This window comes from Halobacillus sp. B23F22_1 (assembly GCF_043497005.1).
Classification (GTDB): domain Bacteria; phylum Bacillota; class Bacilli; order Bacillales; family Halobacillaceae; genus Halobacillus_A.
This window is the reverse complement of the sequence record NZ_JBIEKE010000003.1, coordinates 511,705-524,645: the sequence shown is the minus strand read 5'-3', so window position 1 is coordinate 524,645 and position 12,941 is coordinate 511,705. Positions and strand designations below refer to the sequence as shown.

7 protein-coding genes are annotated in these 12,941 nt (G+C 41.9%); all 7 read left to right on the top strand.

Annotation, left to right across the window (positions count from 1 at the left end; all coding sequences use genetic code 11):
* Positions 1–13 precede the first annotated feature (13 nt).
* The 7 genes from ACGTNH_RS17585 to ACGTNH_RS17555 all read left to right on the top strand — a co-directional run bounded on the left by ACGTNH_RS17585 (position 14) and on the right by ACGTNH_RS17555 (position 12,936).
* Positions 14–892 carry a carbohydrate ABC transporter permease gene (locus ACGTNH_RS17585; protein WP_394588235.1) on the top strand — a complete coding sequence of 293 codons (879 nt, stop codon included), beginning with the start codon at positions 14–16 and terminating at the stop codon, positions 890–892.
* An 18-nt stretch (positions 893–910) separates the two neighbouring features.
* A complete protein-coding gene (locus ACGTNH_RS17580; protein WP_394588233.1) occupies positions 911–2,932 on the top strand; it encodes a hypothetical protein in 2,022 nt (673 codons plus the stop codon).
* Entirely contained in the window at positions 2,925–5,195 is a 2,271-nt protein-coding gene (locus ACGTNH_RS17575) for a DUF5696 domain-containing protein (protein WP_394588232.1), read from the top strand. Before ACGTNH_RS17580 ends, ACGTNH_RS17575 begins: the two co-directional genes overlap by 8 nt.
* Positions 5,192–6,058: a carbohydrate ABC transporter permease gene (locus ACGTNH_RS17570; protein WP_394588231.1), complete on the top strand. Its 867-nt coding sequence runs from the start codon at positions 5,192–5,194 to the stop codon at positions 6,056–6,058. The genes ACGTNH_RS17575 and ACGTNH_RS17570 overlap by 4 nt, the downstream gene beginning before the upstream one ends.
* A 14-nt stretch (positions 6,059–6,072) precedes the next feature.
* On the top strand, positions 6,073–7,032 hold the full coding sequence (locus ACGTNH_RS17565; protein ID WP_394588230.1) for a carbohydrate ABC transporter permease: 960 nt from the start codon (positions 6,073–6,075) through the stop codon (positions 7,030–7,032).
* Between the two features lie 88 nt (positions 7,033–7,120).
* Entirely contained in the window at positions 7,121–10,468 is a 3,348-nt protein-coding gene (locus tag ACGTNH_RS17560) for a GH36-type glycosyl hydrolase domain-containing protein (protein ID WP_394588530.1), read from the top strand.
* 62 nt (positions 10,469–10,530) lie between these two features.
* Positions 10,531–12,936 (top strand): beta-galactosidase, encoded by a 2,406-nt coding sequence (locus ACGTNH_RS17555; RefSeq protein WP_394588229.1) that lies wholly within the window; start codon positions 10,531–10,533, stop codon positions 12,934–12,936.
* Positions 12,937–12,941: the final 5 nt, after the last annotated feature.

Here is a 12,941-nt window from a genome sequence, read left to right as displayed (position 1 = left end):
AGGGGGTGTGAACATGGCATCTTTTCACGGCACGAAAATCAATCCAGATAAGTTCCATAAAAGTCAATTGAAGTTCTATTTTTTCCTTATCCCGATGGCTTTGTTAATGCTCATTCCCATCGTATACATTTTTTCACACGCTTTTAAACCGATTGATGAGCTTTTTGCTTATCCGCCGCGTTTCTTTGTACAGAAACCGACGTTGCAAAACTTCTATGATTTAGTAGGAAATACCAACGCTACGGGTGTACCGATGACGAGATATCTTTTTAACAGTGTAGTCGTTACTGTCATCGTCGTTTTCTTAACCGTATTGATCAGCACGATGGCTGGGTATGTATTTTCAAAAAAGCAATTTAAATTTAAGAAAACGATCTTTGAAATTAATACATTGGCTTTAATGTTTGTTCCAGCTGCTGTGGTCATTCCGCGCTATTTGCTCATTGATGAGGTGGGGCTGCTTGATACATTTTTCGCCCACATCTTTCCGCTATTAGCGATGCCGGTCGGATTGTTTCTCGTTAAACAATTCATTGATCAAATCCCTGACGAATTAATAGAAGCGGCAAAAATTGATGGAGCTAATGATTTTGTAATCTTCTTTAAAATCATCGTTCCTCTAGTGAAACCCGCCATTGCGACAATTTCTATTCTTGCTTTCCAGGCGGTATGGAACAATGCAGAGACGTCTACTTTGTTTGTGGATGATGAAAACTTAAAGACATTTGCCTTTTTCATGTCTACGTTAGCCGCAGATACGGAAGGGAACTCTGTTGCAGGTCAAGGAATGGCAGCAGCAGCCTCATTGATAATGTTCGTGCCTAACTTGATCATTTTCATCTTTATGCAGAGCAAGGTAATGAATACAATGGCACACTCTGGAATTAAGTAACGATTAGGAGGAAGGGAAATGAGGGGATTTAATACTGCTGTCATCTGCATTTGGTTAACTATATTGTTTCCCGCACTTTCCTCTGCTTCGGTTTCTGTTCCTTACCAGACAGAAACATTAACAGCTGATGGAAATGTTATTGAAACACAAACGGCTTATTCACCAATAGGGTTATTTGCTAAAGAAACTGAGATCCTCAACCCTGAAGATATTTATATCGATCAGCAGGGTCACATTTATATTGCAGATTCAGGAACGTCAACTGTATCGAAGTTTGATGAACAAGGAAACATTTTAGAGGTATACGGGGAAGACGTGCTAAACCAGCCTTTAGGAGTTTACGCAGATGGGAATGGAGAAGTTTACGTAGCTGACTATGGCAGTGAAAAAGTTCTAAAATTCCAGGAAGATGGCGAACTTCTTGAAGAATTCGAAAGACCAGACTCTCCTTTGTTTGGAGCTAGCGCACCCTATAAACCGGAAAAGGTATCGGTAGACTCGCGTGGCAATATTTACATTATTGGTGAGAGTGCAACGAATGGAATTATTCAATTAAGTGAGGATGGAACTTTTCTAGGATATTATGGGGCAAATACGCTGGCCCCCTCCGTCGGTACATTTCTCAATGACATGATAATGACCCAGCGACAAAGGGCGAATCTTTTTATGAAAGAACCCCCGGCTCCAGGCAATCTAACTATAGATGAGCAGGGGCTGGTGTATACCATTACCTCTGGAACGACATGGGAAGCGATCCGTAAGTTAAATATTGAAGGGGGAAATATATTACCTCCTGCGATGACAGAAGAAACGGATTTAGTTGATGTTGCCGTAGGATCGATTGGTAATATTTATACGGTTGGTAATGACGGCATTATTTATGAATACGACAGCTCAGGCAATCAACTTTTTTCCTTTGGGGGGAAAACGAATGAAAGTAATCGTCTAGGGTTAACGATGCAGCCTTCAAGTATTGAAGTCGATGAAGTAGGAAGGCTTTACGTAACGGATCGAGAGCAGGGAAATATTCAAGTATATGAGCCGACAGAATTTACCACTGTACTCCATCAGGGACTGGCTCTTTTTGAAGAAGGCTATTACGTACAAAGCGAAGAATACTGGAACGAAATACTCCGGTTGAATTCTTCGTTCGGACTGGCCCATACAGCTAAAGGAGAAGCCCTTTATAAACAGCAGGAATATGATAAAGCATTAGAAGAATTTGAATTAGCCAATGATAAAGACGGCTATTCAAACGCTTTTTGGGAGATTCGTTATCGCTGGATGGAAAATCATTTAGCTGGCGCTTTTATGATCATTATCGCGTTCTTTGCTGTAAGATACACGGTTAAATTTACAGATAGAAAGAAGAATATTCTCCAGCCTGTGAGAGACGTTACGTCAAAAATCAAGCGTCGAAAGCTGATCAATGAGCTGCTCTTTTTAACCCGGTTTATTAAAAGGCCGATCGACAGTATCTATTATTTAAAAAATGGAGAACGCGCTTCGATTTTATCAGCAAGTATCCTGTATTTTATTCTCGTAGTTGAATACTTACTAAGGATTTACTGGACCGGTTTTCTTTTCACAGACCGTGTGTTAGAAAATGTAAACGTGTTCTTTGAAGCAGGAGCTGTGCTTATTCCTCTCTTCTTATTTATCGTCGTCAATTATTTAGTCAGTACAATTACAGACGGGGAAGGCAGGTTCAGGCACGTATACATCGGTACGATTTATTCATTAGCGCCGATTATACTATTTATCCTTCCGATTACACTGATTTCCAATATTCTTACCTTTAATGAAGCGTTTATTTATACGTTCTCTATACAGGTCGTTAGCGTTTGGTCAATCGTCATTTTATTTACGACAATCAAAGAGATTCATGATTACTCTTTCTGGGGAACGATACGGAACCTTCTCGTTACTTTGTTTGGCATGTTCCTTACGGTTCTCGTATTCTTTGTTCTTTATATATTATTCGATCAATTGTTTGACTTTGTCAGCTCAATTATTGAGGAGGTGATGTTACGTGTCTAAAAAGTGGAAGTGGGTCATCCTCGTAGTTGTATTATTGTTTCCTGTGCAGGCGATCGCAAATACGCTTTCTGACAACGACCCTGATACAGATGTAAAAGAAGAGGAAGAGATACGAGCGAATGAAATGCTGCGCTATCAATCCAATCAATATACCCAGCCCGAGAATGAAGAGGCTTCTGTAGAGGAGACGACGTTATCTGACATTTATGAACAGGTGGCCGAGAATGAACACCTGACTTTATATGTAGAGGAGGAATCGCTTGCCCTGCAAGTGAAGAATAAAAAGACTGGGTATATATGGAATTCCGGTCTTAACGAAGATAAAGAATACAACCTGAACGAGACGTGGTCTAACATGGCACATTCAGCTGTCACGATTGATTATGTTGATGGAGAAGATAAAACTTCTTCTGAAAGTATTCTTTCCAATGATTCAGAGGTTTCACTCACCAAGCAGGAAGATGGTTTTTCCGCTTCTATCGAATTTGAGGAAGCGGGTATCGGCATGCAGCTGAATGTTCATTTAGACGAAGACTCCATTGAGGTTCACGTCCCACAAAGCGAAATAGAAGAACAAGACAAGCAGCTAGCAACAATGCGCATCTATCCATTTTTAGGGGCCTCTGAAGGGACGGATATGGACGGCTATACTTTTATTCCTGATGGAAGTGGAGCACTTATGCGTTTTGATGAAAAGCAGCCATCCTCAACGGTCCCTTATCAAAGCGCGATCTATGGAGAGGATGAAGGATTTAAACGAAGTGCTTCAGCCGAAGAAGAGGTTAGCGTAAACGATGCTCAAAAGATTACGATGCCGGTCTATGGAATGACAAACGGAGTAGATGAAAATGGCTACGTCGCAGTGATTGACGAAGGCCGGACTTTTGCAGACCTTATCGCTTATCCATCCGGCATTGCTACCGATTTTCACTGGGTGACTGCTCAGTATAACTACCGGTATCAATATTACCAGCCGACCAGTCAGAATATGAGTGGCTACAACGTGTATCAAGACGAAATGAATGAGTTTGATGTAAAAGAACGCATCACTTTCCTTCACGAGGAGGATGCGAACTATGTAGGAATGGCGGAAACCTATCAACAATATCTGCTGGATCGCGGCATGCTTTCGACAGGGGACGATCAAGTCGATGTCCGTCTCGAATTTTTAGGTGGAGAAGCGAAAAGCGGGTTGTTGCGGGATTCCGTGCAGACGATGACAGTAGTGACAGATTTACCTGATTACGTGGAGCGTCTAAATCAGCAGGGAGTAGACAATCTACATGTGATTTATCGAGGATGGACTAAAGGAGGTTATACCGGAACTCTGCCGGAGAAGTTCCCTTTTGAGAATAAATTAGGAAGTGACAGTGATTTTGAAGAAGTAAATGATTACTTTGAAGAGAATGGAATTCCCTTATCCTATTACACCGATTACACCAAAGCTTTTGACGGAGCATCCGGTTTTTCAGGTCAGAAGGACGTCGCAAGGAAAGTTAACGCCGAGACAATTACAAGCCATGGGGAAGCGGAGAACTTTTATTCATTAAGCCCGTCGAAGTCGTTGGAAATGGCAAAAGAGGATCTTCATGAATATGAAGATCGGGGGATGTCTCACCTAGCAGTGGACTCAAGTGCTAATATGCTGTTCTCTGACTTTAACAGCGATTCCCTTCGTCCAAAGGTGATTGAGACCTATCAGGAAATGTTTGAAACGTTAGAGACAAGTGTCGATTCCCTTTCTTTATACCAGCCGAATGACTACTTGCTCGCAAAAACAGACCGCTACCTGGACAGCCCGATGTATTCGTCAAATTACAGCTTTGTAACGGATACTGTACCATTTCTGCAAATCGTTTTAAAAGGACATGTTCCTTATTACGCCTCCTTCTCGAACTTTCATAATAGCCCGGAGGACGAACTTCTTCGCATGATTGAATATGGTGCGTACCCGTCATTTTACTTAACGACAGAGGCTTCCCATCACTTAATGCATACAGCCTCAGAGGATCTATATACCTCACAATTCGATAACTGGGAAAGCGAGATAATTAAACAATATGAATCATTAAAGGAAAGTCTGGGGCAGGTTGAAGGAGAAACAATAACCGATCGCATCGTTCATGCCTCTGATTTAGTGGAGGTTGCTTATTCCAATGGAAAATCTATTTTAGTAAATTACAAGAACAAAGAAGTAACGATAGAAGGCAATGAAGTGGAAGCCAAAGGCTATAAGGTCATTGACCGGGGGAATCAATCATGAGACAGCTCTCATTAAAAAAGAAGAATAGTTTAATAGGTTTCACATTTTTATCTCCCTGGATTTTAGGGTTTCTGGTCTTTACGGCTTTTCCGTTGTTTTATTCCTTGTTCTTAAGCTTTCAAAAAGTGAAAATTACTCCTAATGGCATTCAGACAGAGTATATTAACTTGGAAAACTATATTTATGCTTTTACAGTTGATTCACAGTTTACGCAGGTTTTGCTTAGATTCTTACGTGAGCTTGTCATCTCTACGCCGATCATTATTGTATTTTCCCTTATTATTGCTTTGTTGTTAAACCAGCCGATTCGGATGAAAGGTTTCTTCCGAACAATTTTCTTTCTCCCCGTTATCATTGCCAGCGGTCCTGTGATCACTGATTTAATGGAGCAGGATGTTACTTCCATCCCTTCGATTGAAGAATATGCGATCTTTGCAGCTTTATTATCAAGTACAGAAGGGTTCCTAAATACCATTCTTCTGTATTTAATGGATAACTTGATTATCATTCTATGGTATTCAGGTGTTCAAATATTAATATTCTTAGCTGCTTTGCAGAAAATGGATCGGCAAATCTATGAAGCGGCTAAAATCGACGGGGCATCAAACTGGGAATGTTTCTGGAAGGTAACACTGCCTACACTGTATCCAATGATTATTGTAAATCTCATCTATACAGTTGTCACATATTCCATTTTTGCATTAAACCCAGTGGTTGATCATATTCAGGGCAACATGTTCGAAATCTCTACTGGATTTGGCTACGCTTCCGCCCTGTCCTGGTTATACTTTCTCATCATTGCGGTGGTATTAGCTGTAAGTGTAGGTCTCATGGCTGTAAGAGGAAACAAAAAGTACGGATAAAGGGAGGAGGGATTATGCTGAATACGAAACTTTCACATGTGCAAAAAAGAAAACTGGACTATTACTACACCAAAGCGAAAAGCTTTCTATTAGGAGTGCAGGGGAATAATGGTTTTTTGTTTAAGTTTTGTGTGTACGGGCTTTTAATTGTCATTGGATTTGTCTACCTATTCCCGATTATTTATATGAGTTCTTATAGTTTTAAGTCACTGGATGATCTATTAAACCCTCTAATCAGCTGGATACCATCTACAATATATATGGAAAATTACGAAGTAGCCTACCGCGTGCTGGACTTATTTCCTACGCTGGCAGAGACGTTATATGTAACCGTTATCCCTTCGCTTGCGCAGACAGCTGTAGCGGCTGTTATTGGCTATGGGTTTGCCAGGTTTGACTTTCCTTTAAAGAAACTCATGTTTGCGCTCGTGTTAATTACATTTATTATACCGCCGCAGGTTCTCTTAATTCCGCGGTATGTATTCTTTAATGAACTTGAACTGATTGGGAGTATTTTATCGTTTTTGCTGCCGGCTCTCTTTGGGCAAGGACTCAACAGTGCCATCTTTATCCTGATTTTTTATCAATTTTTCCGAATGATGCCTAAAGCTTTAGAGGAAGCGGCTCACTTAGACGGAGCGGGAAATTTCCGTATCTTTGTAACGATTGCTATTCCGATGGCAGTCCCTGCGATCATCATTTCATTTTTATTTTCGTTTGTATGGTATTGGAATGAAACAGCTCTCGCTAGTTTGTACTTTGGGAATGAATTGACTACGCTGCCGATTGAACTCGGGAAGTTCAACGCGACCTTTGATCAAATGTACACGGGCGATACTGAGACAAATAATATCAATGAAGGAATTAGTATGGCGGGAACGATGCTGTCCATTCTTCCTTTATTGATCGTGTATTTCTTTACGCAGCGCTGGTTTGTCGAAGGAGTGGATCGATCAGGAATTACGGGAGAATAACCCGTACTTCTGTTTGACCGCTCAAAAAAATATGGTTAATTGAAACGTTTCAACCGTTCGTAATTCAATATTGGAGGTATAAAAAGTGATGCTAACAAAGGATTCTACGATTAAACTGACCGCAGGGGATTATAGTTTTTCATTTTTAACAAGCGGGGATGTCTTAGAAGCTGGTTATCAATCGATCATGATTAACCAGTTAGTGGCCAACCCCGTTGATGGATCGATAAACAACCTATATTTACGTGTTTATCAAGATAATCATATCAATGCTTACCCGTTATTAGGCGTTCATTCCAGTAGTGAAGTGGCTTTTGGGGAAAAGCATGTAACGTGGAAAGGTTCAGTCGAAGCCATCAATTATGAAGTGACGTTCTACTTGACTGAGCAAGGCGTGTGGTTTTGGAATGTCGTTGCTGAGGGTGAGGGAGAAGAAATCGATGTGGTGTATGGTCAGGATCTCGGCATAGCGGAAATGGGTGCGCTGCGGAATAACGAAGCCTACATATCTCAATATATTGACCACCAGGTCTTTGAGCATGAGGAAAGAGGGTATGTCGTCTGCTCTCGTCAAAACCAACAACAGTCGGCTGGCTTTCCGTATTTGCAGCAGGGTTCATTGAATCGTACAGTTGGTTATTCTACTGATGGTTTTCAGTTCTTTGGCCGTTCGTATAAAGAAACAGATCAGCCGGCTGTATTATCTGATCCATACCTTGTTAATGAAGTTTATCAATATGAGTTTGCCTATACCGCTTTGCAGTCAGAAAAGGTAAAACTAACAGGGAAGCAGCAATTTACCTTTTATGGTTACTTCAAAAAGAATCATGAACAAGCGGTAACTGAATTAGCTTATGAAGAGCTTATAAACGAGGCTTGGGAAACAGTTAAAGCGAAGGATTATCAGACTGGAGAGACGATTGAGAAAGTTAAAAAAGCTCCGAATATTGGAGAACCGTTAAACGGTGAATTTATGTCGTTTGAGGAAATCAAGAAGCTTTACCCTAATCGCCATCAAGAAGAATGGAGCGGGAACACCCTGCTTTCGTTTTTTACAGACAGCCATGAGCATGTGGTTTTAAAGGAGAAAGAAAAGGTCGTTGAGCGGCCTCATGGTCATATTATCATGTCAGGAAAAAACGATCGTCTAAAGGAGAATACGATTACGTCGACTTCCTGGATGTATGGAATTTTTAACGCTCAGCTTGTTGTAGGAAATACCAACTTTAATAAGCTTATGACAAATGCCCGAAACCCTCTTAACGTATTGAAAACATCCGGTCAGCGCATCTATGTGGAAATCGACGGCTCCTATCAATTATTAACGATGCCTACCTTATATGAAATGGGATTCAACTATGCTCGCTGGTACTATAAAACAGGGAATGAAACGTTTGTGGTAACGAGTTATACAACAGTAGATACTCCAGAAGTTCGGCTGCACGTAGAAGCCACAAGTGGAGAGGAATACCGCTTCTTAGTAACGAATCAAATCGTCATGCATCCGAATGAATATGAAGTGCCTTTTCACATCAGCCAGGACGGCCAAGGGTTTACCATTACAGCAGATAAAGCATCTATGAACGCCGGTATTTACCCGAATTTAACTTACAAGGTTCATGTGGATGGCACAGATGTTCAATTAGCTGATGAACAAAAGCTTGCCACTAACGTAAAACCAGGTGCCGCCTCGCTTGTTGTCTGTGAGCTGGAGGCTTCGAGTGAATGGGGAATGACGATCCAGGGATTGCTTCATGGAGAAGAAATTGAGGCAGAGAATCGTACGATTGATGAAGAGATCGAGCGTTATCGATCGTATTATCAAAAGGTAATGAATGGATTTAAGCTTTCTGAAAAAGGGACCGTGACAGAAGAGTTAAATAAAGTGAATGCCCTCACCTGGTGGTACACCCACAATATGCTTGTTCACTTTTCTGTCCCTCACGGTCTTGAACAATACAGCGGGGCAGCGTGGGGCACGCGTGACGTCTGCCAGGGACCAATGGAATATTTCATGGCGACTCAAAATTATGAATCGGCTAAAGAAATTTTAAAAACGGTCTATACGCATCAATTTGAGGAAGACGGCAATTGGCCGCAATGGTTTATGTTTGATAAGTATTCTCATATCCAGGCTGGAGAGAGCCACGGCGACGTGGTCGTCTGGCCGTTGAAAGCATTAAGTGATTATTTAGTGGGAACGAAGGATTTTGAAATTTTGCAGGCAAAAGTACCTTATACGAAACGTGACACCGACTTTGCTCTTACAGAAGAAACGGCCACCATTTACGAACATGTAAAAAAAGAAATCAATTATATAAAAGAAAACTTTTTACATGATACGTTTTTATCCTCTTATGGAGATGGAGACTGGGATGATACCCTGCAACCAGCTAATGCTCAGTTGAAGCAGTATATGGTCAGCAGCTGGACGGTCGCTTTAACCTATCAAGTAGTGTCTGCCATGTCTGGTGTCCTGGAGACTTTTGATGAGCAGCATGCCGCTGAACTGGCAGATTTAGCTGCCGGCATTGAAAGAGATTATAAAAAATATATGCTGCAATCGGAGGTTCTGCCTGGTTTCGTTTATATGGAGCAGCCGGGGGAAGCAGAAATGATGCTTCATCCACAGGATACAAAAACAGGAATTGATTATCGTTTACTGCCGATGCAGCGCAGTATCATTAGTGAATTACTAACGGCTGAACAAGCCGAACAGCATTATCAAATCATTAAAGACAAATTGTATTGTCCTGATGGGGTTCGTTTGATGAATCGTCCGGCACATTACGACGGCGGAGTCAGCACCCATTTCAAACGAGCGGAGCAAGCATCAAACTTTGGCCGTGAAATTGGGCTGCAATATGTCCATGCTCATATTCGTTTCGTAGAAGCTATGGCCAAGCTTGGAAAAGAGGAGGAAGTATGGCAAGGACTGCAAATGATTAATCCAATTGGTATTCAGAATGTCGTTCCCAATGCAGAAATCAGGCAAAGTAATGCTTATTTCAGCAGCTCGGACGGAAAATTCAATACGAGATATGAGGCTGAAGAGAATTTTGGTCAATTGCGCAATGGTACCGTACCGGTAAAAGGCGGATGGCGTATCTATTCAAGCGGCCCCGGCATTTACATGAATCAGCTCATTTCCAATTGTTTAGGAATTCGTCAAGAAGCCGGCGATCTCGTCATTGATCCAGTGCTCACAGAAGATTTTGACGGTTTGACCTTTGATTTTCAAATCAATGATCAAGCGGTCACGTTTGTTTATTCCCTCGGGAGAGAAGAAAAGAAAGTGTTTATCAATCACCAGACGGTTGAAAATGCTGAAATTGTTAAAAACGCCTATCGCGAAGGCGGCTTTCGAATCAGCCAACAGGAAGTAGAACGACTGTGCAGCGCAGAAACGAATGTGATTGAAGTTTTTCTTCCTTAAGAGAGGGGATAGCGATCTAATGCTGCGAGAGTCTAATTTTTATAAAAAGGAGAGAGACTCCATTGATTGAAATTACTGATAAACAAATCGTCATCGATGGCAAACCGCAAATCATTATGTGTGGAGAAATTCATTATTACCGGCTTGATCGATCCGAATGGCAGGATCGCATCGATAAGCTGAAAGACGCTGGGTGTAATGCTGTGGCTTCTTATGTTCCCTGGCTTTGTCATGAAGAAGTGGAAGGGAAGATTGATTTAGAGGGAAACTCACGTCCTGAATTAGATTTGGCTGGATTCATCGATCTGTGCGCAGAAAATGATCTCTATTTTTTCCTGCGCCCCGGTCCTTTTATTATGGCGGAAATGAAAAATGAAGGCATTCCGTACTGGGTGATCGACAAGCATCCGGAAATCGTGCCGGTCACGTGGGACGGAAAACAAACGTTAGCAAAAACCCTGGATTATTCGGCACCTTCCTTTTTGAAAGAGACGAAAAAATGGTATGCGGCCGTTATGGGAATTGCAGCGCCGAGACTGCAGCCTAACGGAGGAAATATTATCGGCGTTCAGCTGGATAATGAAGTGGGGATGCTCTCCTGGGTCAGTAATTGTCCAGACTTAACCGACACTGTCATTGATGATTTCGTCGGTTGGATGCAAAAGCGCTATGACGAAGAGACGCTGAAGGATCGTTACCCATTTAATCTGGAAGGAAATTATTCTGCCATACGTTCTCCAGAAGACAACTATGCAGCCCAGCTGCACTTTGACCTTGGCTATTATATGAGGCACAGGTTCGCTGAGTATATTCATGCGTTAAGAAGCTATGCGGAAGAATTCGGTGTAAGGAATGTGCCGTTTATCGTTAACATTCACGGAACGGGTGGAGGACGAGGTTTTACTTATCCAATCGGAATCAGTCAACTGTATGAATCGTATACGCAAGATCAGGGCTATTTATCTGGATCAGATATTTATTTTGCTGACTTAAATATGGAGAGTTTCCAGGATCTCTATCTAATTAACGGTTTTATGGATGCTGTACACCGGCCGGAACAGCCGCTTACTTCTGTAGAATTTAACTGTGGGGATGGGAATTTCGGCAACAATTTCAGTGGCCGTCTTGACCCTTCTGCCGCTGATTTTAAAACTAGGATGTGCATCGCTCAAGGGAACCGGCTGATTAATTATTATTTATTAACGGGAGGGAGAAATTATCGATTGAGTGAACAGCGGGATGATGGCAATGACAGAATTGCCTCGACAGGAGAACGGCATGGGTTTGCCGCTCCGATCAGTCCGGAAGGAGAGTTGAATTATACGTATCCAAGGATGGCACGTTCAATACAAACTATCATGGCGGTTGCCGATAAGCTCGCTGTAATGGATGAGGAAAGAGATAATATGGCGTTTGCGTTTATTCCTGACTATTACATGACGGAAGCCAGTTACCCTGACAGTTCAAAAATGAAAGAGATCTATAGAAACTTAGAGGCTAATCGATCAACTGCAGCATGGGAAAATATGGCGCGTGCCATGCTGTTGGGAGGCTATAGGTATGGATCTGTTGATATTCAAAACAAGCAGATTGATCCCGTAGAAACTCCCGTTTTAGCTGTCCCTTCAGCTAGTTATATGGCGAAGGAGGTTCAGGGAAAGTTGGTCTCCTACTTAACCAATGGAGGCGGTGTGCTGTTGTACGGGGAAGTGCCATCCTATGATATGGAAGGAAATCCATGTCATCTTCTTGCTGATGCGCTTGAGGTTCGCTCCCCAGGTATGCGTCTGGCTGGTCCAGCTTATGATTTATCCGTCTATGCGGATGGGTGGGCACAAGATAGAGCTGAAATTCGCGTTCACAAAGCGCAGGTTTTTGAAATTAGCTCCCAGGCGGAAACGATTTTTCGTGTATATGGCACTGATGAAACGTGCGGATTTGATAAAAAAGTGGGTCGAGGAAGGGCGATCGTCATAGCAACCCCGTATACATGTGATCTTGATTTATTTACTAAAGCCTTAGAAAAGCTTGGCGCTAAGGCAGGCTTGAAAAACGATAGTAAGTATCACGGTGTCTTTATGACCTCTACTGCAAACGAACAGGGAGAAAGGTTTCTCCATCTCCTGAATTTAGATGGATTTGATAAAGAGATGCATGTCTACGAAAATGACGTAAAGCTTTTTGACGGACGGAAGCTTGAACTGCAAACGAAAGAAGGAATCATGCTTCCTATCAATCTAACGGTTGGAGAGGTGACGATCCATTATGCGACAGCAGAAATAAGAAACGTTCAATCAAACTCCATTCACTTTCGTCTGACTCAATCAGATGATGTTATTGCCTTAAAAACGGATCGCCAAGTTATTCCGAGTGAAGATTATACGGTCCAGCAGGAAGAAGATGTGACGTACGTATTCTCTAAGAAACATGCCAAAATAGATGATCAATTAACGGTCAACTTTCAATAAATACA

Coding starts and splice junctions, on each gene's coding strand:
- ACGTNH_RS17585 (WP_394588235.1), top strand. CDS start 14: ATGGCATCTTTTCACGGCACGAAAATCAATCCAGATAAGTTCCATAAA.
- ACGTNH_RS17580 (WP_394588233.1), top strand. CDS start 911: ATGAGGGGATTTAATACTGCTGTCATCTGCATTTGGTTAACTATATTG.
- ACGTNH_RS17570 (WP_394588231.1), top strand. CDS start 5,192: ATGAGACAGCTCTCATTAAAAAAGAAGAATAGTTTAATAGGTTTCACA.
- ACGTNH_RS17565 (WP_394588230.1), top strand. CDS start 6,073: ATGCTGAATACGAAACTTTCACATGTGCAAAAAAGAAAACTGGACTAT.
- ACGTNH_RS17560 (WP_394588530.1), top strand. CDS start 7,121: ATGCTAACAAAGGATTCTACGATTAAACTGACCGCAGGGGATTATAGT.